This is a genomic window from Prosthecobacter sp. (genome assembly GCF_044222565.1).
GTDB lineage: Bacteria > Verrucomicrobiota > Verrucomicrobiia > Verrucomicrobiales > Verrucomicrobiaceae > Prosthecobacter.
The window spans coordinates 94,938-121,782 of record NZ_JBGANA010000006.1 but is presented as its reverse complement, the minus strand read 5'-3'; the positions used below and the strand labels follow the sequence as shown (position 1 = coordinate 121,782).

19 protein-coding genes are annotated in these 26,845 nt (G+C 61.6%); 12 read left to right on the top strand and 7 right to left on the bottom strand.

Translation table 11 applies throughout. The annotated features are described in order from the left end of the window. Positions 1-5: 5 nt before the first annotated feature. The 4 genes from ACILSR_RS10675 to ACILSR_RS10660 all read left to right on the top strand — a co-directional run bounded on the left by ACILSR_RS10675 (position 6) and on the right by ACILSR_RS10660 (position 8,328). The gene (locus ACILSR_RS10675) at positions 6-3,221 is read left to right on the top strand and encodes an efflux RND transporter permease subunit (RefSeq protein WP_395749751.1); all 3,216 of its coding nucleotides are present in this window, start codon (positions 6-8) and stop codon (positions 3,219-3,221) included. Positions 3,222-3,273: 52 nt separating this feature from the next. Continuing rightward, a complete protein-coding gene (locus ACILSR_RS10670) occupies positions 3,274-3,786 on the top strand; it encodes a hypothetical protein (protein ID WP_395749750.1) in 513 nt (170 codons plus the stop codon). A gap of 119 nt (positions 3,787-3,905) precedes the next feature. Continuing rightward, positions 3,906-5,156 (top strand): TolC family protein, encoded by a 1,251-nt coding sequence (locus ACILSR_RS10665; RefSeq protein WP_395749749.1) that lies wholly within the window; start codon positions 3,906-3,908, stop codon positions 5,154-5,156. Positions 5,157-5,193: 37 nt separating this feature from the next. After that, the gene (locus tag ACILSR_RS10660; RefSeq protein WP_395749748.1) at positions 5,194-8,328 is read left to right on the top strand and encodes an efflux RND transporter permease subunit; all 3,135 of its coding nucleotides are present in this window, start codon (positions 5,194-5,196) and stop codon (positions 8,326-8,328) included. Positions 8,329-8,457: 129 nt separating this feature from the next. Here ACILSR_RS10660 and ACILSR_RS10655 read toward each other — a convergent pair whose 3' ends face one another. The 4 genes from ACILSR_RS10655 to ACILSR_RS10640 form a co-directional block, all read right to left on the bottom strand. Continuing rightward, positions 8,458-9,750: a DUF1501 domain-containing protein gene (locus ACILSR_RS10655; protein WP_395749747.1), complete on the bottom strand. Its 1,293-nt coding sequence runs from the start codon at positions 9,748-9,750 to the stop codon at positions 8,458-8,460. Between the two features lie 13 nt (positions 9,751-9,763). Then, a complete protein-coding gene (locus ACILSR_RS10650) occupies positions 9,764-12,682 on the bottom strand; it encodes a DUF1549 domain-containing protein (protein ID WP_395749746.1) in 2,919 nt (972 codons plus the stop codon). Continuing rightward, positions 12,679-13,254: an RNA polymerase sigma factor gene (locus ACILSR_RS10645; protein ID WP_395749745.1), complete on the bottom strand. Its 576-nt coding sequence runs from the start codon at positions 13,252-13,254 to the stop codon at positions 12,679-12,681. Before ACILSR_RS10645 ends, ACILSR_RS10650 begins: the two co-directional genes overlap by 4 nt. Positions 13,255-13,322: 68 nt before the next feature. Next, positions 13,323-13,973: a septal ring lytic transglycosylase RlpA family protein gene (locus tag ACILSR_RS10640; protein WP_395749744.1), complete on the bottom strand. Its 651-nt coding sequence runs from the start codon at positions 13,971-13,973 to the stop codon at positions 13,323-13,325. Between the two features lie 62 nt (positions 13,974-14,035). Here ACILSR_RS10640 and ACILSR_RS10635 point away from each other — a divergent pair, with 62 nt between their 5' ends. Continuing rightward, entirely contained in the window at positions 14,036-15,007 is a 972-nt protein-coding gene (locus tag ACILSR_RS10635) for an alpha/beta hydrolase family protein (RefSeq protein WP_395749743.1), read from the top strand. Between the two features lie 285 nt (positions 15,008-15,292). Further along, entirely contained in the window at positions 15,293-16,063 is a 771-nt protein-coding gene (locus tag ACILSR_RS10630; protein WP_395749742.1) for a hypothetical protein, read from the top strand. 6 nt (positions 16,064-16,069) lie between these two features. Here ACILSR_RS10630 and ACILSR_RS10625 read toward each other — a convergent pair whose 3' ends face one another. Further along, positions 16,070-16,417 carry a hypothetical protein gene (locus ACILSR_RS10625; protein ID WP_395749741.1) on the bottom strand — a complete coding sequence of 116 codons (348 nt, stop codon included), beginning with the start codon at positions 16,415-16,417 and terminating at the stop codon, positions 16,070-16,072. Positions 16,418-16,585: 168 nt separating this feature from the next. Between ACILSR_RS10625 and ACILSR_RS10620 the strand changes: the two genes are divergently transcribed. From ACILSR_RS10620 to ACILSR_RS10605, 4 genes are all read left to right on the top strand, one after another. Continuing rightward, a complete protein-coding gene (locus tag ACILSR_RS10620; RefSeq protein WP_395749740.1) occupies positions 16,586-17,218 on the top strand; it encodes a hypothetical protein in 633 nt (210 codons plus the stop codon). Between the two features lie 44 nt (positions 17,219-17,262). After that, entirely contained in the window at positions 17,263-18,552 is a 1,290-nt protein-coding gene (gene clpX / locus ACILSR_RS10615) for an ATP-dependent Clp protease ATP-binding subunit ClpX (protein WP_395749739.1), read from the top strand. A gap of 441 nt (positions 18,553-18,993) precedes the next feature. Then, a complete protein-coding gene (locus ACILSR_RS10610) occupies positions 18,994-19,959 on the top strand; it encodes a sugar phosphate isomerase/epimerase family protein (protein WP_395749738.1) in 966 nt (321 codons plus the stop codon). Between the two features lie 42 nt (positions 19,960-20,001). After that, positions 20,002-20,553 carry a PH domain-containing protein gene (locus ACILSR_RS10605; protein WP_395749737.1) on the top strand — a complete coding sequence of 184 codons (552 nt, stop codon included), beginning with the start codon at positions 20,002-20,004 and terminating at the stop codon, positions 20,551-20,553. A 524-nt stretch (positions 20,554-21,077) separates the two neighbouring features. Here ACILSR_RS10605 and ACILSR_RS10600 read toward each other — a convergent pair. Continuing rightward, positions 21,078-21,593: a hypothetical protein gene (locus ACILSR_RS10600; RefSeq protein WP_395749736.1), complete on the bottom strand. Its 516-nt coding sequence runs from the start codon at positions 21,591-21,593 to the stop codon at positions 21,078-21,080. Between the two features lie 331 nt (positions 21,594-21,924). On the opposite strand from ACILSR_RS10600, the gene hflX reads away from it, so the two are divergent. Both hflX and ACILSR_RS10590 read left to right on the top strand, forming a co-directional pair. Beyond that, on the top strand, positions 21,925-23,256 hold the full coding sequence (gene hflX / locus ACILSR_RS10595) for a GTPase HflX (protein WP_395749735.1): 1,332 nt from the start codon (positions 21,925-21,927) through the stop codon (positions 23,254-23,256). A 669-nt stretch (positions 23,257-23,925) separates the two neighbouring features. Next, the gene (locus ACILSR_RS10590) at positions 23,926-24,705 is read left to right on the top strand and encodes an SDR family NAD(P)-dependent oxidoreductase (protein WP_395749734.1); all 780 of its coding nucleotides are present in this window, start codon (positions 23,926-23,928) and stop codon (positions 24,703-24,705) included. Positions 24,706-26,100: 1,395 nt separating this feature from the next. Here the strand turns inward: ACILSR_RS10590 and ACILSR_RS10585 are convergent. Then, positions 26,101-26,730: an adenylate/guanylate cyclase domain-containing protein gene (locus tag ACILSR_RS10585; protein WP_395749970.1), complete on the bottom strand. Its 630-nt coding sequence runs from the start codon at positions 26,728-26,730 to the stop codon at positions 26,101-26,103. Positions 26,731-26,845 lie beyond the last annotated feature (115 nt).

Genomic DNA, 26,845 nt, shown 5'->3' with positions numbered 1-26,845 from the left:
CTTCCATGGGCACGCTTACCAAATACGTTCTCAAGCATCGGCCCATCGCCTTTGCTTTGATGATTCTTTTCGTGCTCGCAGGAGCACTCGCTTTCAACCGCCTGCCGGTGGAGGCCTATCCGGATGTCACAAATGTCTCGGTTCAAATCATCACCCTGCTGCCGGGACGCGCGGCAGAGGAGGTGGAGCGCCTGGTGACGGTGCCGATCGAAAACTCGATGAACAGCATCCCGAAGCGGTCGTCCATCCGCTCGGTTTCCCTGTTTGGCCTCTCGCAGGTCACCATTGTTTTCGAGGATGATGCCGACCGCGCCTACTGCCGGAACATGGCCTTCCAGCTCCTCTCCAGCGTCAGCCTGCCGCCGGATGCGGAGACGCGCCTTTCTCCGGACACAACGCCGGTGGGGGAGATCTACCGCTACACGCTGGATGCGCCGAAGAGCATGCCTTCCACTGAGCTGCGCGCCATCCAGGACTGGATCGTCGAGCGCCAGCTGCGCACGGTGTCCGGCGTGGTGGACGTGATCGGCTTTGGCGGCGCCACCAAGCAGTACCAGGTGCTGATCGACCCCATGAAGCTGCTGTCGTATGACATCTCTCTGCGGCAGGTGCTGGATGCGCTTTCCGCCGGGAACAAGAACGCGGGCGGCGCCTACATCGAGCACGGTCCGGAAATGTTCATCGTGCGCGGACTGGGCTTTGTGCAGTCGCTTGAGGACATCGGGTTGATCGCGGTGGAGACACGTGGCGGTACGCCGATCCGCGTGAAGGATCTGGGACGGGTGCTCATCGGCGAGCAGCTGCGCCTCGGTCGCGTGGGCCGCAACATTCCGGCAGAGCATTTCGAGCTGGATGACGCCATCGAAGGCATTGTGATGCTGCGCAAAGGTGAAAACGCCATGGAAGTGCTGGAGCGCGTGCGGGACAAGATCGAGATCATCAACACCAAGTTCCTGCCGCCCGCGGTGCACATCCACATGCACTATGACCGCACAAACCTGATCAACCGCACGCTGCACACGGTGCACAAAAACATGGCGGATGGCATCGGCCTTGTGCTGCTGGTGCTCATCATGTTCCTGGGGCTGGGAAACATCCGCTCCGCGCTGGTGGTGGCGGCCGTGGTGCCCCTGTCGCTCCTGGGGGCCTTCTTCATGCTGGATCTGCGGGGCATTCCCGCGAACCTCATCTCAATGGGCGCCATCGACTTCGGCATCATCGTGGACTCCGCGGTGGTGGTGATCGAGGACCTCCTGCGCATGATGCATGAGCGGCGGGAGAAAAAGGAGTCCTTGTTCAAGCTGCTGCCAAAAGCCGTGGGCCAGATGGGGCGGCCTATTTTGTTCTCAAAGGCGATCCTGCTCACGGCATTCCTGCCTCTGTACACCATGCAGCGGGTGGAGGGGAAAATCTTCAAGCCGATGGCGCTGACGCTGACGTTTGCACTGATCGCCGGCACCATTCTGGCGCTGACCATCGTGCCGCTGCTGGCGAGCTATGCGCTGAAAAAAGGACCGGGTCCGCACGAATCGTGGCTCGTGCGCATCCTGCTGAAACTGTATCGTCCATCGCTCGGATGGGCGCTGAACCACGGCAGGACGATCGTCATCAGCGGCGTGGCCATGCTGGCGGTGGCGGGTGTCGTCTCCACGCACACAGGCACGGAATTCCTGCCGAAGCTGGACGAGGGATCACTCTACATCCGTTCCTTCCTCCCGCAGACGATCTCACCTTCGGAGTCGGCGCAGATCATGCGGAAAATGCGCGCGGTCATCGCCTCCTTTCCAGAATCGAAGTCGATCATCACCCAGAACGGAAGACCGGATGACGGCACGGACGTGAACGGCTTCGACGTCAGCGAAACCTCGGTGGACCTGATCCCGCGCGAGGAATGGACCTCCGCGCCGGATCGTGACGGCCTGGTCAAAAAGATGAAGGCAAAGCTGAACATGGAAGTGCCTGGCGTGCAGTATCAGTTCAGCCAGATCATCGAGGACAACGTCAATGAGGCCATCTCCGGCGTGAAGTCCGAGCTCAGTGTGAAGATCTTCGGTGACGAGCCTGACAAGCTGCAGCAAATCGCCGATCAGATAGTAGACATCCTGAACACGGTTCCCGGCGCCGCGGATGTGGGCACGGACCGGCTGATGGGACAGCCGCAGGTGCAGATCGCGGTGGACCGTTCCGCCATCTCGCGCGCGGGCCTTTCGATGATGGACGTGCAGTCCGTGATTGAAACCTCCATGGGCGGCTCCGTGGCCACAAAGGTTTTGGAAGGCGAGCGCACCTTTGACCTCGTCGTGAAAATGATCCCACGCTCGGTGGCCAGCATCGATGGCATCCGTCGCATTCCGGTTTCGGGTTCGGATGGCGAGCGTCTCACGCTCGGAGCGCTGGCCTCCGTGGAGGTGAAGCCGGGCTTTGCCCGCATCTACCGCGAAGAAAACGCCCGGCTCACCGCCGTGAAGCTCGCCGTGCGCGGCCGGGATCTCGGCACTCTGGTGGCCGAAGCTCAGGACAAGGTGAACGCGCAGGTCGTGCTGCCCAAAGGGTTCCGGCTTGAGTGGACGGGTGCGTTTGAAAACCAGCAGCGCGCTGTGAAGCGGCTGATCCTCGTGGTGCCCATCACGCTGGTGGCCATCTTCTTCCTCCTCTTCACCGCGTTTGATTCGGCAAAACTCGCCACGCTCATCCTGCTGAATGTACCGTTTGCCGCGGTCGGAGGGATATTAGTCCTGCCCCTCGCCGGCCTGGCGATGTCCGTTTCGGCTCTGGTCGGCTTCATCGCGCTGTTTGGTGTCTCGGTGCAAAACGGGGTGCTGCTGGTGGAGCGAATACGCGAGCTGCGCAAAGAAGGCATGCGCATGGCCGAGGCGGTGCGTGAGGGCTCGATCAGCCGTGTGCGCCCGGTGGTGATGACTGCCGCCATGGCCGCGCTGGGCCTGCTGCCCGCCGCCTTGTCCCATGCCGTGGGTGCCGAAACCGCGCGCCCGTTCGCCTGCGTGATCATCGGCGGTCTGGTCACCGCCACCTTGCTGACGCTATTCATCCTTCCGGTCCTCTACCCATTCTTTGACGCGGGAGAAGAAGGCCTGCACAGCCAGTATGTGCTCATCGAAGGCCCGGGTCATCAGCCCTTCCTGTCCCTGCACAAAAAGAAAAAGAAGCCCTCGGACCCCGGGCCTCCCGCGGATCAAGCCGGGGGCCACGGCCCCGGCTGAGATTTCATGCTGGAAAGCGGCCGCAGCCGTGATAGCGTCTCAAATTGCCGCCATGAACAACCGCCGCCATGATCCCAAGCCTCTGGCCAGGCTCGTGCATTTGCTGCTGCTGATCGGGATGCTGTTCTCCTCCCAGGGAGTGGCTCCTGCCATCTGCATGGTGGCGGCGCTGATCGATGGCGACCATCTGGTGAAGGTGGGCGTCTCCCATGAAGGGGCAATGACGGTGGTGCTCTCCCATGCGGGCAAGTCCGCCGCCGAACTGACCTCCCATGAGCATGATGCCCTCTGCCGGGTGCTGATGACTTTTGCCGAAGCGCCTGCCTCGGGTGCTTCGGACCATGTGCTCGCCTTCAAGCGTGTGGAGGATGTGGCGCGTGCCCAGCGTCTGATCTCCAGCGCGCAGGGCGTGGCCAAACAGGCGGTGCCCTTGCTTGTTTTAGATCTTCAAAAATTCCACGCTCCCGCCGCAGACAGCGCGGACAGCGCGGACAGGCATTTCCGGAGACATGTGTGGACGCCGGGGCTGGCGCTGAAGGCCTGCAGGACAGTCATGCGTTGTTGAGAGCGGAAGGATGAATCGTCTGGGTCTGTGCCCATTTACGCACGGACATGGCGGGCAAAGGATGCGGCTGAAAGCCGTGTCCGCCCGTTTCGCGCCAACCTTTTTCCGTTCCTGTTCCCATGAAACTTTCTGCCCGTATTTTCTGCCCCTTTGTCTTTTCGCTGCTGCCAGCATTCAGCATGGCGGAGCCTGTCTCCGTCAATTCCCTTGTCCTCAAAGCCCTCGTTACCCACCCGGAGCTGGGTTTTTATGAAGCCCAGATAGATGTCGCCAAAGGCGGAAAAACAAAGGCGGGCGAGATCAAGAATCCCGACATGATGATCGGCGTGGGAAACTGGCGGCTGCGAGATCTGGCCACCAATTACGTCACCGACGGCCCCACCTGGGCGGTCCAGCTCACGCAGACCTTTGACTGGCCCGGACGGCTGACTCTTCGCAAAGCCATCGCGCAAAAGGACATCGAGCTGGCACAGCTGGGATTCAACCAGTTCAGGGCGGCGCTGGCCGGCCGCGTGCGCAGCATCGCGTGGAAGCTTCTCGCGGCGCAGGAGCAGACCCGCGCGGCGGATGAAGTGGCCAAACGTTTTCAATCCCTCGCGGATGTACTCCTGCAGCGGGATCCTGCCGGGGCCGCGCCGCGGCTGGAAGCACGCATCATCCAGGCCAGTGCCCTCACCCTGGGTGCGGAGGCCACGCTGGCGCGCAACGAGCTCGCGGCGGCACGCTTCGAGCTGAATCAGCTGCTCGGCCTGAAAGCCGACAATCCGCTCGAGATCAGCATGGAAACTCTGTCGCTGACTCCCCCTCCGCCCCTGGAAAGTTTGATGGCCGAGGCGCGGCGTAAAAACTTCGCGCTGCGGGCGCGCTTTCTGGACGTGGAGCAGCAGGGCTACCATGTGGCTCTCGCCAAAAACGAGCGCTGGCCCAGCATCACCGTGCAGCCCTACATCCAGAAGCAGACAACACTGACACGCGAAACACAGGTGGGTATCGGCGTGTCCATTCCTCTGCCCTTGTGGAACCGGAACAAGGGCGCGATCGATGCTGCCCAGGCCAAGCAGGTGCAGGCGGAGGTGATGCTCACCGCGCAGATGCGCCAGCTTGAGCGAGACGTGGCGGCCCAGGCCAGCCACTACCGCATTCATGTGGAAGAGCTGGCGAAGTGGCCGGCGGACACCTTGGACAGCTTTCGCAAAGCCGCTGCCGAAGCGGACGAACACTATCGTCTCGGCGCCCTTCCGCTGTCCACCTACACGGAGCTGCAGCGCCAGTACATTTCCTCCGTCAAAGCGGTGCTCACATCACAGATGGGGGCCGTGGAGGCGCGCCTGCAACTGGAGCAGCTGACGGGCACGGCGTTGGCTCAGTAAGGGCTCGCTACTTAACGAACCTGAGTCCCAAGCGGCCATGCTCAACTTCATTCTCGAATTCTCCGTACGCCAGCGTGCTCTCGTGCTGCTTGGCGCATTCGGCCTGCTGGGTGCGGGTCTGTATTCTCTCATGCATCTGCCCATCGATGCGGTGCCGGATCTCACCGGCCCTCAGGTGCAGGTAAACGTGGCCGTGCCCGCGCTCGCTCCCGAGGAGTCCGAGCGTGCCGTGACCCGCCCCATCGAAATGGCACTTTCTGGTATGCCCGGCGTGCTGGACTCACGCTCGCTCACCAAGTTCGGCCTCAGCCAGGTGACGATCCAATTTGAAGACGACGCGGACATCTTCCGCGCCCGGCAGCTAGTCACCGAACGTCTCACGGCAGTGATGCGCGATCTGCCACCGGGCAGCTCGCTCAGCCTCGCCCCCATCAGCACCGGCCTCGGTGAAATCTTTTATTACACGCTGCACTGGAAGAAGGGTGCGAAGGAGAAGCCGGCGGACGAGCGCGAAGGGCTGATGCGCCTTTGGGAGACGCATGAATACGTCGTGAAACCGCACCTTCGCGTGGTACAGGGAGTGGCGGAGATCAACAGCAACGGCGGCCATCAACGGCAGGTCACGGTGGAGCCCATGCTCGATAAATTGAAGGCGGCTAATATGACCGTGGGCGAGCTCGCCGCCATCATCCGCGGCAATGTCGAAAACGCAGGCGGTGGTGTCATCAATCGCGATGGCGAGCAGCTCACCATTCGCAGTGTGGGACGTGTGAGCACTGCCGAGGAAATTGCGAAGCTTCCGATCAAATTTGGCGCCGCCATTGAGCCGCTGCGGGTGCAGGATGTGGCCAAAGTGCAATGGGGTGCGGGATTCCGCGGAGGTGCGGCGACGATGGACGGCGAGGAAGTCGTGCTGGGAACGGTGATGATGCTCATGGGACAGAATGCGCGCGTGGTCTGCCATCGTGTGGCGCCCAAACTGGAAGAACTGCGCGAGAAACTTCCCCCGGGAATGGATGTGACGGTCGTGTATGAACGCTCCGACCTCGTCGAGGCCACCGTGGGCACCGTGGAGAAAAATCTCGTCGAAGGTGCCGTGCTCGTCATTGTCGTCCTTCTCGTGCTGCTGGGAAACTGGCGCGCGGCTTTGATCGTGGCGCTGGCCATTCCGCTGTCCTTCCTGTTTGCCATCTGCGGCATGGTGCAGGGTGGCTGGTCGGGCAATTTGATGAGTCTTGGCGCCGTGGATTTCGGCCTCATCATCGATGGCGCCGTGGTCATGGTGGAAAACATCATCCGCAGGCTCGGCCTCAAGCAGCATCATCTGGGCCGCAGGCTCACCAACGAGGAGCGTTCGCGCGAGGTGCTCGCAGGCAGCAAGCAGATGGCCAGCCCGATGTTCTTTGGGGTGCTCATCATCACCATTGTCTATCTGCCGATCCTCACGCTTACCGGCGTTGAAGGCAAAATGTTCCGCCCCATGGCCGTGACGGTGATTTTTGCGCTGGCAGGCGCCCTGCTGCTGGCGCTCACGCTCATGCCGGCGATGAGCTCGTTCTTCCTCGGTGGTGACATTGCTGAAAAGGAAAACTGGATCATCGCGGGACTAAACCGCGTGTTTCAGCCCATGCTGCGTGCGGCCATCAGGCTGCGCTGGCTGGTCGTGCTGGTGGCTGTGGGGTTCTTTGCGTTCTGCGGCTGGCGATTCACCACTCTGGGGGCGGAGTTCACGCCCAAGCTGGATGAAGGCTCCATCGCGGGGATGATCTACCGCAAAGTCGGCATGAGCCTCAAGGAGTCGCTGCATGAGGATCTCGTGCTCGGTCAGATGGTGCGCGAAAAGTTTCCGCAGGTCACCCGCTTCTTCTCCCGCAGCGGCACCAGCGAGGTGGCCACGGATCCGATGCCTCCCAATGAGACGGATTTCTACATCTTCTACACCCCTGTCTCGGAATGGCCCAAAGGCCCCGGCCTCCCAACCAACAAGGCCGAACTCTGCGAGGCCATCGAGAAGGAGGCGCTCAGCGAGCATGAGGACCAGACCATTGAGTTTGGCCAGCCAATTGAGACACGCTTCAATGAAATGACTGAAGGTTCCAAGGCAGAACTCACGCTGCGTATTTACGGCATTGAATTCGATGTGCTGGAAAAACTTGCCGAGCAGGTTCGGGACATCATCCGAGACACACCCGGGGGTGGCGCCGAACTCGAAACAAACGGCCGCACCAGCACCGTCGTGATGCAGGTGAAACGTGACGTTCTTACCAAATACAATGTCCCGCTCGCTGAACTCAATCATGCTGTCTCAGCCGGACTCGGCGGCGAGGTCGCAGGTCAGGTCGTGGAAGGCAATCGCAAGCGCGACATCGTTGTGCGTCTGCCCGAGGAGGAGCGTGCCAAGGAGGAGATCATGAAGAGCCTGCCTCTGCGGGTCGGAGATTTTGGCATGCTTGCCCTTGGGGACGCTGTCGATATCCGCACGGAGAAAACAGTCGAACCCATCCGGCACAGCCGCACCCAGCGGCGCGTGGCCTTGCTGGTCAGCGTGGGCGATGGCAGGGACATGGAAGGCTTCGTCAACGAAGCCTCGGCGCGCATCAAAAAAGAGGTGACCTTTCCCGAAGGCTACAGCTTTGAATTTGGCGGCACCTTCGAAAATTTGCAGGAGGCCCGCGCGCGCCTGTTCATCGTGGTGCCCACGGCCCTGGCGCTGATCCTGATGCTCATCTTCTTCGCCTTCGGCAGCATCCGCCAGACCATGCTGGTAGCCACTGGTATCCCTCTGGCTCTCACCGGCGGCATCATCGCTCTTGGCCTGCGTGGCATGCCCTTCAGCATCACCGCTGCGGTGGGCTTCATCGCGCTGAGTGGCGTTGCCGTGCTGAACGGCCTCGTGCTGGTGAACTACTTCAACGAACTGCGAGAGGAAGGCATGAGCGTGCGCGATGCCGTGCTGACCGGCGTGTCCACGCGATTGCGGCCCGTCATGATGACCGCTCTCGTCGCCGCCCTCGGCTTTGTCCCCATGGCCCTCGCCCACGGTGCCGGTGCAGAGGTCCAGCGCCCCCTCGCCACCGTCGTCATCGGCGGCATCATCAGCTCCACCCTTCTCACCCTCCTCCTCCTCCCCATGCTCTACGACTGGATCGAGCGACCGCTGAAGAAAGAGTGATCTGCCTTCATTTCTCGCCCTCACAGTGAATTCGCGGACAGCGTGTGGTGCGCGTTTTTGTAGCTCGGTATTCCGATACCGAGTCGGCACCGTCGCGGAATCGGAATTCCGCGCTACATCGCCGCCTGATCAAACCAGCGCCGCAATCGGCACCCCACGTTTCGCACCCGTTCCGCCATAAATGCTAAAGCTGCCGCCCCCGCCTGAAATGGTTTCCTGTGCGGGGATGCCCAGCAGCGCGCCAATCGTGGCGTGGAAATCGAGCACGGTAACAGGATTTTCAATCACATGCGTGCCAGTCTCATCCGTCTTGCCATACGCCTGCCCACCTTTCACACCACCTCCCGCAATAAACGATGAAAACGCGATCGGATGATGCCCGCGCCCAGTTTTTTCGATCTTCGGCGTGCGGCCAAACTCCGTGGTCAGCACCACCAGCGTGCTCTCCAGCAGACCGCGTGCTTCCAGATCCGCCAGCAGCGTGCTGACGCCGTAGTCCACGCGGCTCGCGTTGTATTCCACCTTGGCAAAATTATCCTCATGCGTGTCCCAGCCGCCGAGTTCGATCTCGACGAATTTGGTGCCGTGCTCGACCAGCCTGCGGGCCAGCAGCAGGCCCTGGCCGAAGTAGTCGCCGCCGTATTCCTCCAGCGTGCGGCTTTTTTCCTGCGTGAGGTCAAAGGCTTCGAGGTCCTTGCTCGTCATGAGCTTGATGGCGTCCGCATACACATCCGCATGCGCCTTCACGTCGGCCATGGGATAGCGGCTGAGGAAGTCGCTGTTGAGTTTTTCGGCCAGGCCGCTGCGCTTGCGCAGATTCGTCATGGAGTCGCCGTTTTGCAGCTGGGTGTGCTCCAGCCCTTTGGCCGCATCCAGCACGGGCACCGGCGCATAACGTGCATCCATGAAGCCGGCGCCGGGATGACCGGCAAGACCCGCCAGGCGGATGTACGGAGGCAGCGTGCCGTGCCCTTGCGTGACCTGCCGCGCCACCCAGGCGCCGAGGGCCGGATGACGCATCGATGCGGACATCTCGAAGCCGGTCAGCACTTTATACACGCCCGGCTCATGGGCGCCCTGCGTGTGGTGCATGGACCGCACCACGGCGATCTTCTTCGCGTGCTCCGCCAGCATCGGGAAATAGCCCGAGAATTGCAGCCCATCCGCCTTCGTCTTGATCGTGCGCACAGGCCCCTGATGTCCGTCAGGAGCATCGGGCTTCGTGTCAAAGGTGTCGATGTGGCTCATGCCGCCGCGCATGTAGAGATAGATCACGTGGCTCGCGTGCGTGGGGACGCTCGTTTCCAGAGCACGCGCCAGCCCCACCGGCGGCACCAGACTGACGCCGAGGCAGGTGCGTGCCATGCGCGTGATCAGCTCACGGCGGGAGAGGTCATCGAGGCGGTTGAGCGGGTTTTTCATGGGGGGAAGGGGATTACTGTTGAAACAGAAATTCAGCGGTGGAGAGCAGCGTGCGGGCGAGCGCCTTGGCATTGCGCGTCTCTCCCAGCGTCTCCTTGCAGGCATCGAGTTCCTTCTGCGTCGGCGCACGCGTCAGCACCGCCAGGAAGGAGCCACGCGCGACTTCACTGATGTTGTTGAGTCCGCGCAGGCTGTCAGAGAGCGGGCTGCCGGAACGCGCCACGTGGTCAAAGAAATCGCTGTTCAGCATGAGCAGCGCCTGAGGCACCGTGGAGGCGCTCCATCCATCGCCGATGAAGTCACGGTTGCCCTGCCCAAACATGCGCAGGAAATGGCCGTCCGGCGTTGGCTGCGGGAGTTCGGAGGCGCGCTCCAGCCCGCCACCGGCAAATTCCTGCGCCATGTCTTTGCGCAGGCGTGCGCGCCGCTCCTCGGCCTGCAGGGCGCGTTCCTCCTGAGCCGCGATCTTGCGCGCCATCGCGGTGACTTCGCTGACTTTTTTAGCGGCGACCGCCGCCTCCAGCGCCGCCACTCCTGGCGCTTCAAAGTTGAGCTTGGAGTCGAGATCCTTCACCGCCAGCGCCATCATGGAATCCCACACCTGCTCTGCTGACAAACGCCGCACCACCGGCCCGGGAAAGCGATACGCTTCATTGGCATCCTGTGGCGGCAGTCCGGCTTGGCGTTGATAGGCCCGCGTGAGGCAGATGATGTGCAGGATCTGCCGCACATCGTATTTGGATTCGCGCACCACATTCACCAGGTACTGCGCGAGGTCAGGGTTGGCGCAGTCCGCCACTTCGCGCACCTGATCCACACGACCGGCAAACGGCAGGCCGAAGAGCTTGGCCCACAGACGGTTGGCCAGCGTGAGGCTGAAGCGCGTGTTGTTCGGCCCTGTGACCCACGAGGCCAGCGTGTCCGCAGGCCGCGCAGTGGCAGGCGGCTGTGCGCCATACAGCACGGCGGCAGGGATGACCTCGCCGGGCTTGCCATCGTTGTACTGGTAATCGTCAGGAAGCTTGGCCGGTGTGCCCTCGCCATTGACCACACCTGCGCCACCCGCGGCGCGCTGCAGGGCCAGCAGGGCATCGCGGATGCGTTTGTACTTCTCCTTCCGCTCGTAATCATAGTCCATCTTGGCGTTCGCCAGTTTGTTGTAGTGCTCCACGGCCTCGCGGATCTCCTTTTCATCCACCGCGCCCACGGCCTCTTCCTTGCTCGCGGTTCGGATGCCGGAGGTCCACGCAAGGAACTGATGGTAGTCTTTGCGCGTCCAGCGGTTGTAAGGGTGGTCATGGCACTGGGCGCAGGAAATCTGCGTCCCGAGAAAAAGCGTCGCGGTGCTCTCGATGTTCGCCGCACGGTTCTCGCCATCCCGCAGGTAGTAGCCCGCCGCGGGTGCACGCCAGCCGTAGCCTTCCGGGCTGAGCAATTCGCGTGTCCATTGATCAAACGGCTTGTTGTCACGCACACTCTGCTTGATCCACGCGAGGTAAAAATCTCCCTGCACCTCTTCCGCGAGGCGGTCCTTGGCACGCAGCAAATCGCACCAGAAGTTGAACATGTGGCTGATGTGGCCGTTGGAGGCCAGCAGCTCACTCACAAGGCGGCCGCGTTTGTCCTTCTCCTTCGCGGCGATGAATCGTTTGGTTTCATCGCTGGTGGGAATGCGGCCCACCAGATCGAGATACACGCGGCGCAGCCAGGTGTGTTCATTCGCCATCGGGCGGGGTTCTTCCGCGTGCTTGCTGAGATCCTGCTCGATGAGCTGGTCAATGCGCGCTGCCACGGATTGCAGATGCGCCAGGTCAACGGTCTCGTTCAGCGTAGTGATCGTGACTTCCTTGGAGCGCGCCGAGGTCCATGCACCAAAGTTCGCGCCTTCCTCCACCCAGCGGCGGATGAGCGCGATCTCCTCGGCGCTCAGCGGCTTGCCATCGTTGGCCGGCGGCATGAGCTCGTCATCTCCAGCCTTGCGGGAGATGGATTTCACCAGTGTGCTCTTGGAAGCCTTGTGCGGCAGCACGAGATTGTCCGTCTGGCTCTTTTCGCGAATCGCTTCCAGATCATCCAGGCGGATGCCGCCCTTCGGCTTCTTCATCTCGCTGTTGTGGCATTCAAAGCAGGAGCGTTCCAAAATCGGCAGCACCTGCTTTTCAAAATTGACCTTGCCGGAAGTGTCCGCCATTTCCGCTGTCATGTCCTGCACAGGTTTCGAAGCGAAGCTCTTGGAGGGGACCTTGCCAGTCTCTCGTTTCTCCGGTGCCGGAGCGGGAGGCTCGGAGGCAGGGATGGGTGGCGCGGGGGCTGGCTCCGGCATTTTCTCTGCAACTGCCATGGCCGGTGCCACAGGTGGCGATGTCGGCGGCGTGGGTGCAACTTCAGGGATCTTTTCCACCATCTGCACAGACGGCATCGGTGGAGTTGGCGCAGGCAAGGCGGTTGGCGTGGGTGGAGCCTGCACGGGCTCGATCTTCACCACGACAGGCGGTGCCGGTGGATTTGCGATCACGTGGCCGTCCATGATCACGCGCTTGCCGGTACGCTGGGCCACCGTCGGCCCGAGGTCCAGCCACAGAAACGCCCGCGGCCACATCACTGTGCCGCCGAGAAGGCCGATCAGCAATGCCGCAGCCGCAGTGGTCCATCGCGGCAGCGCGTGGAACCAGCGGCGCTGGCGACGGCCGATTGTCGCCGCCTCGATGCTGCGCATCAGGTCATCGATGGGGGCCACATTCACACTGGCCTCGATGGCGCTCTGCAATGCCGCGGGTGTCTCGCTCTTTTCCAGTTCCAGGCGCAGCAGCGCGTCCATGCCGAGCTGCAGTTCCAGCTCCTTGAGCGTGTCCGGGTCGCTCATCAGCACCCGCCACTCCTGCTCGGAGAGCACCCCTTCCAGGGCTTTGTCGATGGCTTCGTCGGAGTTCATGCGGGGCGTTGCTCCAGTTGGGATTCAATGCACTTGCGCAGCTGCTGGCGCACACGCATCAGCAGCGTGCGCACCGCCAGCGTGCTGCGCCCGGTGCGCTGTGCGATCTCCTCGCTGCTGAGCTGCTTCTCGTAGCGGAGGTCAACGATCGTGCGCTGATGATGGCGGAGCTTTTCCAGGCAGACCGCGAGGTGGTCCGACTCCGCACTCACGGGTTTGTCGGAAGCCTCCAGCGCCATCTCCCAGCGCACCTGTTCGGAATACCGCTCGTGTTTGACGCACTCGCGCGCATAGGCCTTGAGGCGGTCGCGCAGGATATTGTGCGCGATGCTGCGCAGCCATGGCTGCAGCGAGCCTTCGCTGAAGTCGCAGATGTTTTGATACGCAAACACAAAGGCGTCATGCGCCACTTCATCAATCAGGTCCGGCACGGGAGCACGCAGGGCGAGGAATCCGCGCAGCGGCTGCAGATGCCGCTGCATGAGCGTGCGAAAGGCGGCATCATCTCCGCTCTCCACCTTGCGGGCCAGGTCGGAGTCATTGGGGGCTTCAGAGTCGGAGGTAAGTGCCATGCACCGTGGATATGGACGCCCGCAGCCGGAGTGTGGCAGAAAAAAATACTTTCTGCCTGCCCCTAGGCTTATCTCCCGCCATACCCGGGTGGCGGAGGCGGCAGGCCGGCCGGAGGCGCCATGGTGCCTGAGCCCGCAGGGGGAATGGTCGTGGGATTGCTGCGGTAGGTTGGAGCTGGAGCCGGGCGGTAGGTTTGGGGTGCCGGTGCCGTGTAGCTGTTCGTCCGGGCTTTGGGTCTGGCCGGTGTCGGAGTCCTGTAGCTGGTGGGCGGGGGCGTGTTGTACGAAGCCGGAGCGCCATAGCTGGAGGACGGTGCCGCCGCATATCCCTGGGCCGGCGCTGCACCCGAGGGAAGGGTGTCGGCTGTAACCGTCACATCGCTCAGCTGATGATACGGGATCTGAATGTACTCAGCGGCCCTGCGGGAGAGATTGATGACCCGGTTTGGATAATAGGGGAAGCGGTCGTTGACGGTCACGTTCACGCTGCGGCCGTTGTAGTTGTTCTTCACTTTGACCACCGTGCCAAAGGGCAGGGTGTTATGCGCCGCAGTCCAGCCCTGCGGCTGATAAATCTCACCGGAAGTGGTGTAGTGGCCGGCATACTGGTCCGCGATGTAGGAGGCATAACCCCGTGCCTGATAGGCGGGCTTGGCGCAGGCCGCCAGCAGGACGGGCAGTGCGATGACGAAAAATCGAAGAAGCGCTGAATAGGTCATGATTTTCAGGCGCCGATCATAACCTGATTGGCACCTCGCACAATCCCGCTCATCATCCGCCCGTGAAAAGAAAACGATTCGTGCTGGGGGCTGTGCTGCTGCTGGTGCCACCTCTGGCCGCATGGCTGGCGGCGGATCAGCTCGCGCATCCGACTCGCCGCCCCTTGCAGGATTACCATCATGAATTCCTCGCCAATCCCGCGGCCCATGGTGTCCTGCTGAAATCCTTCGCCTGCTCAGATGGCACGCCCTGCCTGATGTGCGAGCCTCTCCCGGACGGGCAGGTGGGAAAACGTGGGCAGGTGATCCGCGAGCAGCTTCAAAAGAAAAACATCGCGCTGCCCCCGCCCGCAAAGATCCTCGGCACTCTCGTCCTCGTGCACGGTCGTCGCGGGCGGAAGGAAGATTACCTCCTTATCGCGGAGCGATTCTGCGCCATTGGTTTTCGCTGCGTTCTGCTCGATCTCCCCGCGCATGGAGACCACCCCGGCACCACCGCCTGTTATGGTGTGAAGGAGTTCCACCTCCCCGCCATGGCCTTGCGCGAAGCCGCCGCAAAGTTCGGCTTTGATCCCCAGCCCGCGGGCATCATGGGCATGTCCATGGGCGGCGCGGTCAGCATCCAGGCCGTGGTGAAGCATGAAGTGCCATGGCGTGCCATGGTGCTCGTCTCCACCTTTGATAATCTGGACAACGCAGTGCGCAATCAGGCCGCGAGCATGCTCGGTGCCTGGGCCGGTGCGGGTCTGCGCAGCCTCACCGGTCCGTTGTTTGAATGGAAGACGGGCATGAAAATCGAGGCCGCCAATTCCATCGCGCTGGTTCCTCAGCTCAAATGTCCCGTGCTGGTCGCGCATGGCACCGCAGACCGTGTGATCCCCATCGAGTGCGGACGCCGCCTCTACGCGGCCCTGCCCGCAGACATCGAAAAACGCTGGATCGAAATACCCGGCGCGGATCATGACAACGTCCTGGTCACCGATTTCCCGATCTACGCAGAAATGGCCGGGTGGATGCTGCGCCATGTGCCGTGAAACAGGACTTATGCATGAACAGTGCCCAAATATTTGGCTCTCGTGGTGCGCTGCGTCCTTTGGGTCCTTTCAGTCCTTTGGGTCCTTTCAGTCCTTTGGGTCCTTTGGGTCCTTTGGGTCCTTTGGGTCCTTTGGGTCCTTTCCGTCCTTTCGAATGAGCCTTCGCCCTCGCTTAACACCAACTCACGCGGGAGCCCGTCGATTCTAGGAATTTGCCAGATTCGTAATTGGCAGCGGAAGTCCGAGGCGGCATGTTTGCAGGTTGTTGCAAACTCCTCTCATCGCATGTCTGAACCAAATCCAGCACCTGCTCCCCGCCGCCGTCTGGGTTGTTTTGGCCTGTTGGGCCTGACGTTCATCGCGCTCGTCATCGTTGGCGGCATCGTGGTATGGAAGGCCATGGACTCGGGATTGGGTTTGAAGTGGCTTGCGGAGCACTTTCAGAAGCACACCATCGCCCACACCTTCCGTGAAAACGTGAGACGCATCGTCTCCACCCACGGGGACGTGCTGGAACTGGCCACGCTGGACTCGGAGGAGACCGTCACCAAGTACGACACGAAGACACTCTTCAACGACGCCGTTTACCTCGGCACCTCCGTGGCGGAGATCCGGGCCATGGTGGTCTTTCGCTACCATCTCAAGCTATCTGACGAATGGGACATGCACATCGAGAACGGTCGCTGCACGGTCATCGCTCCAAACATCCGGCCCTCCCTTCCTCCTGCGGTGCGCTCTGACACGATGGAAAAAAAATCCGAGGCAGGCTGGTTCCGCTTCAATGCGGCGGAGAACCTGGCCGCACTGGAGAAAGGCCTGACCTCGATCTTGGAGGCGCGTGCCGCCGCTCCAGGAAAGATCCACCATGTGCGTGAAGCGAGCCGCCTTTCTGTGGCGAAGTTTGTGCAAAACTGGGTGCTGAAGGAGCAGAAGGCGCACGAACTCGGCGGCATCCGTGAAATCGTGGTGATCTTTGCCGATGAGCCTGCGGCGAATCATCCTGTGGACGCCTCAAAGCTGCCCGCCACCATCACCTTGGAAGTGCGCGCCGACTGACCAAAATCAGGGCTGCTTCCCTTCAGGATCGTAGAGCAGCAGATCAGCCTCAAATTTCACAAAGGTCAGCGCCTGCGGCAGATCAGCGGCCCTCAGGTTGTTGAGGCGGAAAATTTTGTCCTTCCACATGCCCTGCTGCCCCGTGACACCCACGACGAGGTTGACGGCCGTGGCATGCTTGTCTCCGGGCACAATGAATTCCGCCCCGCCCATCGTGGCGCAAACGCCCAGGGAAACGATCTCCTGCGCGTTGCGCTGGCTGATCACGCGTTCCATCGCCTCCTGATTGTTGCCGCCATACCACCCGAGCGCCACGCTGCTGAGAATCCCCACCAGACAGATGACGGTGAGCATTTCCACAATGGAAAAGCCGGCCGCCGTCTGGTTCTTCAGGCGTAAGCAAAGACGATGGCGGAAAGGGGGTGACACCGTTCTATAAATACCATAAACATCTTTTTGCCGCAATCTCTCGTTTTGACGGATGCCTGTCTGCTATTAGGACAGCTTTAAGCACAGCTTTACATGAAACCCGACCCCATCGCAGAACTCCCACGATCGCAGCGCAAAGCGGTCGAGTCTGCCGGTTATCGCGTGCTGCGCTGGATCGCGGCGCGCAAGGTGCTGCAGGCCCGCGTGACCAAGGGCCGCATCGCCGGAGAGCTGGGGGACTTTTTAAACCACTGGCTGTCTCTCGCGCCCGCCCCTGCGGCAACAGACGACTTATGGCTGTCGTTTGATCACTCGCCTGATTCCATGAAGCTGGAGCTTGGCGGCGGCAGCGCAGCGCTGGCTGCATCTCCGCTGGAGCATGCGCTGCTGCATCTCCCGGCCTTGCGTGCGTTCTGGCGGCAGGAACTGCGGCAGCGGCACTTCACAGCCCTGCAGGCGCTGGTGCCTCGCGCGTGGCTGCTCGATCCCGCCACCGTCCCTCCCGGTGCTATCATTGCAGGCCTCGGCACCGGCTCCTGGGAGAAAGCCAGCCCGCTTGGCGATGTCCAAAACCTAAAGGGACACTTACCCGCGGACAGGCCTCTCGCTCTCACGGCTCGGGACAGTGTCTGGGTCCCGCAAAAGTTCTTTGGAGTAAAACTCAACGCGCGGTATGGACGTAATGACAAACAACAGGTTGTTTTGCGCTCGGTGGAAGCACCTTGACGTGCCTCCCGCTTCCGTGCGACATTACAACATCCCCAAAAATCATGGCACGCGGTTCCAACGTCACTCTCTGCTCCTTCTGCGGCAAAAGCCATGCAGAGGTCAAAAAACTCATTGCAGGTCCGGGGGTGTATATTTGTGACAACTGCATTCACGTCTGCAAAAACATCCTCGACAAGGAAACCTCCATCGATTCCGAAAGCGGCCCCTCGCTGCTCGTGCCGCGCCCTGCGGACATCGCGGCCCTGCTTGATCAGCACGTGATCGGCCAGCCCCAGGCGAAGAAAGTCCTCAGCGTCGCGGTGCACAATCACTACAAACGCATTCTCCACACGCAGCAGCAGGCCACCCGTGCCAGCAGCGGCGCCCGCAAGGTGGCGACGCCTCTGCCAGACCCGAATGACGTCGAGATCGAGAAGAGCAATGTGCTGCTCATGGGCCCCACCGGCTGCGGCAAAACACTGCTCGCCAAGACCCTCGCCCGCATTCTCAATGTCCCCTTCAGCATCGCAGATGCCACCACCCTCACAGAAGCCGGCTACGTCGGCGAGGACGTGGAAAACATCGTCCTCCGCCTCCTCCAGGCCGCCGACTACGATGTCGCGCGCGCCGAGATGGGCATCGTTTACATCGATGAAATCGACAAGATCGGCCGCAAGACCGAAAACGTCAGCATCACCCGCGACGTCTCCGGCGAAGGCGTCCAGCAGGCCCTCCTCAAAATCATCGAAGGCACTGTCTGCAACGTTCCACCCCAGGGCGGTCGCAAGCACCCGCAGCAGGAGTACATCCAGGTCAATACCGAGAACATCCTCTTCATCTGCGGCGGCGCCTTTGTGGGCCTCGACAAGATGATGGAGCGCCGCCGCGGCGGCAAGACCATGGGCTTTGGCAATGCGCACCTGGCGAAACCCGAGGCTGGCAAGCTCGCGTCTCAGGTCGAGCCCGAGGACCTCCTCTCCTTCGGCCTCATCCCAGAATTCATCGGTCGTCTCCCTGTCATTTGCTCGCTCGAATCACTCACCGAGCAGGAGCTTATGCGCGTGCTGACCGAGCCAAAAAACGCCCTGATCAAGCAGTACGCCAAGCTCATGAACATGGACGGCGTCGAGCTTTCCATCACCCGCGATGCCATGCTCGCCATGTCCAAGGAGGCCGTCACCCGCGGCACCGGCGCTCGCGGCCTGCGCAGCATTTTCGAGCGCATCATGCTCGACGTCATGTATGACGTCCCCAGCCGCATGGACGTTCGCGGCGTCACCATCAACGAAGGTGTCGTCAAAGGCGAGCGCGCCGCCATGCTCCGTAAGCGCGTGGAGCGCAAAGCCGCTTAAGGCCCCGCCCAAAAGGCCTCCGCGTCTCCGGTCATTCTCTTCCAGCCCAGCGCCATTCGCGCTTGGTTCGCGGTCATTCGTGCCCATTCGTGCCCATTCATACCTCCGGTAAAAATCTTTTTGCCCCTAATTTTTTTGCCCGAACTCTGAACCGCCAAAAACTCAGCGCCACTTCATCGTCCCAGGCTAGCTCCGCCTTCCGCGTATTCCGTAGGCCCTCAAATCTGGAATCTCTGCGTTTATCAAATCTCTTGCGGTGTAAATCTCCGGCCATCCCCAGCCTCAAATCCCGCCTCATTTTTTCCCCTCTTTTCCCTTTTTCGGCCATCCACTCCGGCGTGTTAACCATCGCTACCTCACGCCCTCCCGTTACAAACCAGCCCCAAAAATTCCGCTGGAGCTTTCACATCACCCCACGTCATAGTGCGGCACATCATACCCATGAGTTCCCGCACCTCCTCCCGCCGCCACTTTCTCCAGCTCGTCTCCGCCGCCGTCGCCACCGCAGGCTCCCGCCCCCTTCTCGCCGCTGACAAAAAAGAGCCCTTCAAAATCTCCCTCGCCGAGTGGTCCCTCAACAAAGGCATCTTCGGCAAAGGCAGCGCCGAGCGCCACCAGCACCTCGACTTCTGCAAAATCGCCCGCAGCCTCGGCATCGACGGCGTCGAGTACGTGAACCAGATGTTCTTCGACAAAGCCACCGATGCCGCATACCTCGCCGAAATGAAAAAGCGCCAGGACGGCGAAGGCGTCCAGGGCCTCCTCATCATGTGCGACCGCGAAGGCAATCTCGGCGACCCCGATGAAGCCAAGCGCGCCAAGACCGTCGAAAACCACCTCAAGTGGCTCGACGCCGCCAAGACCCTCGGCTGCCACAGCATCCGCGTGAACGCCGCCAGCGATCCCAAGCTCAGCTGGGACGAGCAGATGAAACTCGCCGCCGACGGCCTCCATCGCCTCTGCGTCGAAGGCGACAAACGCGGCCTCTTCGTCGTCGTTGAAAATCACGGCGGCCTCTCCAGCAACGGCCTCTGGCTCACCGGCGTCATGAAAGCCGCGGACCACGCCCGCGTCGGCATCCTCCCCGACTTCGGCAACTTCTACACCGACCGCGTCAAAGGCGAGCTCTACAACCCCTACAAGGGCCTGCGCGAGTTCATGCCCTGGGTCAAAAAAGGCATGAGCGCCAAAGCCTATGACTGGGACACCGGTGCCGGCAAATTCTACACCGAAGACCGCCGCGAAGGCCGTGAGATGACACTCGACTTCGAGCGCCTCATCAACATCGTCGTCAAAGCCGGCTACAACGGCTACATCGGCATCGAATACGAAGGCGACAAGCACACCGAAATCGAAGGCATTAAGCGCACCAAGCAGGCGCTGGACGATATCAAGGCGCTGCTCTGATTTTTCCCGACCGCATCCGTCAACTCCAACACCCCGCACATCATGTCCCCCGTAGATCCCCCCATTCCCGCCGCTCCGGCAGAAGTCAGTCTCTGGTCAGGTCACACCTCGCAGTGGGTGCACTTCTGGTACTACTTCTTCTGCATCCTTCTCGCCGCCGGCATCGGCGTGGCGGCCACCATGTTCGGCATGGTCACAGGTGGCATCGGCGCCATAAGCTACGTCGCCCTCGTCATCCCCCTCTTCATGTGGCTCTTCCGCTGGTGGGCCACCAAGTGCACCACCTATGAGCTCACCAGCCAGCGCCTGCGCATCCGCTCCGGCATCCTCAACAAAAAGACCGATGAAATGGAGCTCTTCCGGGTGCGTGACTACACCATGGACCAGCCCTTCCTGCTGCGCCTCGTCGGTCTGGGAAACATGACCCTCATCACCTCGGACGCCACCACCCCAACCCTCGCCATGCGCGCCATCCCTCACGTGGAAGACGTCCGCGAAAAACTCCGCACCGCCGTGCAAAACGAGCGCGACCGCAAACGCGTCCGCCAGATGGACGTCGACAACGTCGAAGACGGCGCCTCCCACCACAACTGACCCGCCTCCGGAAGTACGATAGACACTCCTGTCTGTCGCCCAGCGCTCCGCAAACGCCCTTCTCCCGCGCTATCCCCATATCGGCTTGCTCGGCAGCGGATAGCATTCTCACACTCGCAGAGAGTTCTCGTATAGCGCATGGCACGCCTTTTTGTAGCTCGGTATTCCGATACCGAGTCGTTACCGTCGCGGAATCAAAATCCCGCTTTATCTCACCGCCTGTGTATATCGGGAGCGTGAAAAGTGCAGTCTAGCAGCTTCGGCAGCACCCCGCTCCACAAGCTTGCCCACGACGCAGTCTCCGGAAGTACGATAGACACTCCTGTCTGTCGCTCAGCGCACCGCAAACACCCATCACCCACACTCCTCCCTAACCCGCTGCATCGCACCTGTGCCATCAGCTCCCAAAAAGAGAAAAAGACGGCCACTCTGCCCACCACCTTTTTTCCCCTCTTTTCCCTCGTTCGGCTACCCCCTCTGGAAAACTCTGCCCCTCTCCGGCAAACCGAACGCTCCTTCCTCCGCTACTTCGCGGACCCCTCCAGCTTCTCCGCCTTCACCACACTCGTCTTCCCATCCTTCACCTCCAGGCTCAGCTTCAGCCGCTCAAATTCCTTCTTGTAGCTCCACCCCGCCTCAGCCTCCCACGTGCTCGCACTCGTCGGCTGCAGCTTGCGCAGTTGAAGCACAAACGCCGGCAGCCGCGTCTCAGGATCCGCGATCGTATGGTTCGGCTCGATGTCCTTCAGATTCTGAGCGTTCACAAACTTCAGCTTCAGATCCTCAAATCGTTTCGTGAAGGCATCGCTCGCCGGCGTCATCCCATCCCGGTTGATCTCCCCCAGCACGATCGAATAGCTCTTCGCCACCCCCGGATTCAAATCCGGCAGCGCACCGATCACATGCCGCACTGCCGCCTCCCCCGCATCGCACTCATACAAATTCAGCGGCAGCGGCGCCGTGTCCGAAGAATCGCAGGCGGCGAGACCAAGAAGGCATAGGCAGAGGGTCAGAAGAAAAAAGCGGCGGCGGCAGATCATGTCCCGCCTCCATGCCATGGAATCCGCACCTTGGCAATGGGGCGAGGCGTTCTGCCACCCTTCGTCTGTCGCCGAACTCCATGTCCTTTCCGTCCTTTCTGTCCTTTCTGTCCTTTCGAATAGCCCTCCGCCTTCGCTGCCCCCTCCGCTCAGAAAGCACCGAATAAACCAAGACCGCAAGCCATGCAAAACCGCCCCTTCACCATCCAGAAACTCTTCTCTGCGGTCTTCTAAACTCTGCGTTGCAAAATCAGTATCCCCCCTCACTCCCCCAGCCCGCGCCCCACCTCGCCCTTGGCAATCCCCCACCCCTCTCCATACTCCCACCCCCATGTTCGACATCCGCGAAAAACCCAACCAAGTCGAAAACGCCTTCCTCATCGCCGCCTACTTCGACCGCCGCCAGAAGCAGGAGGCCACCGATCTCCTCCAGGAGCTCTGCGAGCTCGTCGGCACCCTCGGCATCAACATCATCGGCAAAGAACTCGTCTTCGCCCGCGAGCACACCGCCCGCTACCTCATCGGCAGCGGCAAATCCGCCGAGCTCATGAAGCAGGCCAAAGACCTCGGCGCCGACTGCATCGTCTGGGACAATGAACTCAGCCCCGGCCAGCAGCGCGCCTGGGAAAGCGAAGGAGACATCTGCGTCATCGACCGCCACGAAGTCATCCTCGACATCTTCAACATGCGCGCCAAGACCCGCGAAGCACGCCTCCAGGTCGAGCTCGCGAAATTGGAGTACTCCATCCCCCGCCTCACCCGCATGTGGGCCCACTTGGACCGCCAGGGCGGCGGAGCCGGTGGCGGCGTCGGCGGCGCAGGTGCCGCACGTGGGGAAGGGGAGACCCAGCTCGAAGTGGACCGCCGCCTCGCCAGCAAACGTCTCGATAAACTCCGCGCCGACCTCGAAGAAGTCAAAAAGCAGCGTGATACCATGCGCAAAGAGCGCAGCCGCGTCCCCGTCCCCCACGCCGCCATCGTCGGCTACACAAACGCCGGCAAATCCTCCCTCCTCAACAAGCTCACCGCCGCAGACTCCTACGTCGAAGACAAGCTCTTCGCCACCCTCGACACCACCACCCGCCGCATGGAGCTCCCAGACGGCCAGCCCCTCCTCGTCACAGACACCGTCGGCTTCATTCGCAATCTCCCCCACGACCTCGTCCAGTCCTTCCGCGCCACCCTTGAAGAAGCCATCCAGGCAGACTTCCTCATCCACGTCATCGACTCCAGCTCACTCCAGGCCATGGAGTTTTATCAGACCACCACCAAGGTCCTCAGCGAGCTCGGCGCCGGAGACAAAAAAGTCCTCCTCGTCCTCAACAAAGCCGACCTCATCGACGACGCCCGCCTCCTCGAGCTCCGCCGCGAATTCCCCGAAGCCGTCCTCATCTCCGTCCACACCGGCCAGGGCCTCGACGATCTCCTCCATCGCCTCCACGACTTCATGATCGACCGCGTCGTGCGCCTCACCCTCAGCCTCCCCCTCGATCGCATGGACCTCGTCGCCCTCGTCCATCAGGAAGGCAAGATGCTCAGCGAAGACTACGAAACCGGCCGCGCCGAAATCCAATGCGTCATCCCCAAACGCTTCGAATCCCGCTTCGCCTCCTTCCTCCCCGCCAACCCCGAAGGAGAAACCCGCAAAAAAGGAAAGAAGTAAAAAGAGGAGCAGAGTTTACAGTCGCTGAACAGTTGTTGACCGTGGTTCACGATTGTTAAGCAAACAATGATTGATACCAAAGTTCATTGAAAACAGGTCTGTATCTCAGTTCAGGAAGCCTGCGTAGCGGGCTGGTAGGGATGCGCTGCGCGCGTCCGTGGAATTCTTCGTCCCGTCGCCCTCTCCCTTCCTTCAAGCTCCGCACCCTATCTAGCGCCGTTCATCTTTCTGCGCATAGCATGAATCTAGACAGGAATGGCACCTAGTTAATGCCGGAATCCATAGACCTCGAAATTCGTGATGCCATCGCGGGCCAACGGCCCGCAGGAGTCAGCCCAGGGCGCAAGCCCTGGGTCTCGCGACAGGTCCTCTTTTTCCATCAAGGCTGCGCTCTGAAGGAGCGCGGGAGCACATGCACATTCATCGACGGTGGCATTGGCACCAGCGCCTCCCTCATCGACCCAGCCACAAATCCGCTCCGGCCTCTGTGTTGCATCGTGCCTCTGTGGTGAAGCTCAGGGTCAGGTAATTCTTGCGTTGCCCGAAAAGCAGTAAACACGTAAAAACTCCCCTCCAACTCCAGTTTTCTCTCCCTCCACCACCGCCGACCGTTCACAGCCTGCAGCCCACCGCCGACTGCTAACCGCCCACCGCCCCCTCTCCCCCCTCATGTTCTCCCTCACCAATAAAACCGTCATCATCACCGGAGCCGGCTCCGGCATCGGCCAGGCCATCGCCATCCTCTTCGCCAAACAGGGCGCCCATGTCGAAGTCCTCGATCTCAAACAAGAAGCCGCCCAGTCCACCGTCGATGCCATCACCGCCGCCGGCGCATCAGGCACCGCCCGCGCCTCCGCCTGCGATGTCGGCAGCTACACCGAAGTCAAAGCCCTCTTCGACTCAGTCGCCGCCACCCACGGCAAGATCGACATCCTCGTCAACAACGCCGGCATCGCCCACATCGGCAATGCCCTCACCACCACCGAGGACGACATGGACCGCCTCCACCGCGTCAACATCAAAGGCGTCCACGCCTGCGCCCAGGCCGCCCTCGCCCACATGACCGAAAAGAAAAACGGCGTCATCCTCAACATGTGCTCCATCGCCGCCCAGATGGGCCTCGCCGACCGCTTCGCCTACTCCATGACCAAAGGCGCCGTCCTCATGATGACCTACTCCATCGCCAAAGACTTCATCAAGCAAGGCATCCGCTGCAACTGCATCGCCCCCGCCCGCGTCCACACCCCCTTTGTCGACGGCTACCTCGCCAAAACCTACCCCGGCCAGGAAGCCGAAATGTTCCAAAAGCTCAGCGAAGCCCAGCCCATCGGCCGCATGGCCAAGCCCGAAGAAATCGCCGCCCTCGCCCTCTACCTCTGCAGCGACGAAGCCTCCTTCGTCACCGGCAGCTCCTACCCCATCGACGGCGGCGCCGTCAATCTCCGCTAGGCCCCCGGAGCGCGGGCCTCCGAGCCCGCAGCACTCCGCCAAACACAAAACGCACCGCCTCGGTCCTAACAGAATCACCCACTCGCCGCTCCCCGCACGGGAGCAGCCTACGTCTTTGCAGTTAAGTCTCGCCAGCATAGTAGTCCGCTCAGTCCCTGAGCGGCATCTGGCCTTTCGTGCACCCTCGCAACCGCACAAAGGACGGTACGAACCACTTTTTGCGCCAGCCTTCAGCCAGCGAAATGCGGGAGCGCCGCCTGCTATTGAAGAATACCAGGCAAGCGACTAACGCTGCCAATGGGGCCGCTCCGCCGTCCGGGCAATGTGACAAGGTTTTTGAGAGTTGGTCAAAACGCTCCAAGCGCGTTCGTCGCTCGATCTCCAGCCCCAAAGGGGCGGCATAATAGAGCCCAGGGCAAAACGAGCCTCGGCGAGTGCCGCCCTGGGGTTACCACCAGCAAATCAGGTAGCAAACCCAGCACTTCGCCCCATCCACCACTCACCAGCAGCGTCTGCAAAAAGCCCCGCCGCACTTTGGGGGCTTCTTCCTGCCCTCACACTCTGCCAAGGGAGCAGCCCCCTGGGAGCGCGGCACTCCGATGCCGCAGCACTCCGCCCTCGCACAAAACAAAACGCCCCGCACCTCCCAGCCCTGCCTTGATGCGCCACGCCCCCTGAGGGCACATCGTGCCCTTCGAAGCTTCAGCGAAGAATGCGCACTCTGGCCGTAGGTTGGTCGTGTTTGGCGTCGAAGACATGGCCATGCTCCAAGACCTCCCCCGCCAAACCGCCCGACTGCGAGGACTTCCGTACGCCACAAAGCCAGCCTCACACCGACAGACGCCCCCCCGGGAGCGCGGCACTCCGATGCCGCAGCACTCCGCACAAAACAAAACGCCCCGCACCTCCCAGCCCTGCCTTGATGCGCCACGCCCCCTGAGGGCACATCGTGCCCTTCGTAGCGTCCGCACCACGCAGCACTCTGGCCGTAGGTTGGTCGTGTTTGGCGTCGAAGACATGGCCATGCTCCAAGACATCCTCCGCCAAACCGCCCGACTGCGAGGACTTCCGTACGCCACAAAGCCAGCCTCACACCGACAGACGCCCCCCCTGGGACCGCGGCACTCCGATGCCGCCCAGCTCCGCCCTCGCACGCCGCCCCGCACCTCCCCACCCCCATCCTCACGCCCCCATCCTCACGCCCCAAGCCTCCCCCCTGGGAGCGTCGCATTGATTCGCTGCGCTCACCCTACGGGCTCACTTCGTTCGTCTGTCTCGCTTCGCACAGCCCCGCCCCCGCACCAACTCCGTGCACTTTGAGGAGCAGAGTCCGCCATGGACGTCAGGTGGATTCCACCGCGCTCGTGAGTGAAACTGGCGCTGCCGCTCCTCTTCTCAGAGCTCGTAGATCACCCGGGCGGCACTGCTCGCCCCAGGTGGGATGTCCGCAATAGCCTCGAACCCAAGGCCAGGGATTTCTGCCGCTTCCGCTTGCACAGACTCAGTGACGAGGATTTCCCAGGGCCCGGCGATGTCTTCGCCGAGTTTGCTCGCCGCGTTGACCTCCCGGCCAAAGACATCGTCGTCGCCGATGCGGAGGACCTGGCCGTAGCCCAGACCGATGCATTGCAAAACATGCTCCTCCTGCGGCTTGCCAGCATTGTAGCGTTTGGCGGCACGCTGCATGTCGACCGCGCACTGGAGGGCACTGGCCACCGTGCGAAAAATGATGAGCATGCTGTCGCCTTCCACCTTCAACAGAATGCCATCGTTTCTGTCCACGCAGGGCGTGAAGATCCGTTTCGCCTCATGGATGACCTGCAGAAAGTGCACGATCCCGAATTCAGCCACATGGCGCGAGAACCCGGACAAATCCGTGAACATCACCGCCCACGTCTCGCCAAACAGATTCCAGATGCGTGCGTCAATGGCAGCCCGGTCAGCACCCGGAGTCAGCCTCTCGGCCAGCAATTTTTCCAGCCGTTCCTGGGAAGCGTGGATTCCGACTTCGTGGACAGAGGACATAAGAGGTTCCATGCAGATCAAGGGGGGGAGGGGGCGCTGGACGCTAGCCTTCGAAGTGTGGAAGCCAAGGCATTCTTGGGGTGAATGGATGATCACCTGCTGTCGCTTTCCCGGC

Excerpts from the sequence above, each read along its gene's own strand:
- ACILSR_RS10675 (WP_395749751.1), top strand. The coding sequence starts at position 6 with ATGGGCACGCTTACCAAATACGTTCTCAAGCATCGGCCCATCGCCTTT.
- ACILSR_RS10670 (WP_395749750.1), top strand. The coding sequence starts at position 3,274 with ATGAACAACCGCCGCCATGATCCCAAGCCTCTGGCCAGGCTCGTGCAT.
- ACILSR_RS10665 (WP_395749749.1), top strand. The coding sequence starts at position 3,906 with ATGAAACTTTCTGCCCGTATTTTCTGCCCCTTTGTCTTTTCGCTGCTG.
- ACILSR_RS10660 (WP_395749748.1), top strand. The coding sequence starts at position 5,194 with ATGCTCAACTTCATTCTCGAATTCTCCGTACGCCAGCGTGCTCTCGTG.
- ACILSR_RS10655 (WP_395749747.1), bottom strand. The coding sequence starts at position 9,750 with ATGAAAAACCCGCTCAACCGCCTCGATGACCTCTCCCGCCGTGAGCTG.
- ACILSR_RS10650 (WP_395749746.1), bottom strand. The coding sequence starts at position 12,682 with ATGAACTCCGACGAAGCCATCGACAAAGCCCTGGAAGGGGTGCTCTCC.
- ACILSR_RS10645 (WP_395749745.1), bottom strand. The coding sequence starts at position 13,254 with ATGGCACTTACCTCCGACTCTGAAGCCCCCAATGACTCCGACCTGGCC.
- ACILSR_RS10640 (WP_395749744.1), bottom strand. The coding sequence starts at position 13,973 with ATGACCTATTCAGCGCTTCTTCGATTTTTCGTCATCGCACTGCCCGTC.
- ACILSR_RS10630 (WP_395749742.1), top strand. The coding sequence starts at position 15,293 with ATGTCTGAACCAAATCCAGCACCTGCTCCCCGCCGCCGTCTGGGTTGT.
- ACILSR_RS10625 (WP_395749741.1), bottom strand. The coding sequence starts at position 16,417 with ATGCTCACCGTCATCTGTCTGGTGGGGATTCTCAGCAGCGTGGCGCTC.
- ACILSR_RS10620 (WP_395749740.1), top strand. The coding sequence starts at position 16,586 with ATGAAACCCGACCCCATCGCAGAACTCCCACGATCGCAGCGCAAAGCG.
- clpX (WP_395749739.1), top strand. The coding sequence starts at position 17,263 with ATGGCACGCGGTTCCAACGTCACTCTCTGCTCCTTCTGCGGCAAAAGC.
- ACILSR_RS10610 (WP_395749738.1), top strand. The coding sequence starts at position 18,994 with ATGAGTTCCCGCACCTCCTCCCGCCGCCACTTTCTCCAGCTCGTCTCC.
- ACILSR_RS10605 (WP_395749737.1), top strand. The coding sequence starts at position 20,002 with ATGTCCCCCGTAGATCCCCCCATTCCCGCCGCTCCGGCAGAAGTCAGT.
- ACILSR_RS10600 (WP_395749736.1), bottom strand. The coding sequence starts at position 21,593 with ATGATCTGCCGCCGCCGCTTTTTTCTTCTGACCCTCTGCCTATGCCTT.
- hflX (WP_395749735.1), top strand. The coding sequence starts at position 21,925 with ATGTTCGACATCCGCGAAAAACCCAACCAAGTCGAAAACGCCTTCCTC.
- ACILSR_RS10590 (WP_395749734.1), top strand. The coding sequence starts at position 23,926 with ATGTTCTCCCTCACCAATAAAACCGTCATCATCACCGGAGCCGGCTCC.
- ACILSR_RS10585 (WP_395749970.1), bottom strand. The coding sequence starts at position 26,730 with ATGTCCTCTGTCCACGAAGTCGGAATCCACGCTTCCCAGGAACGGCTG.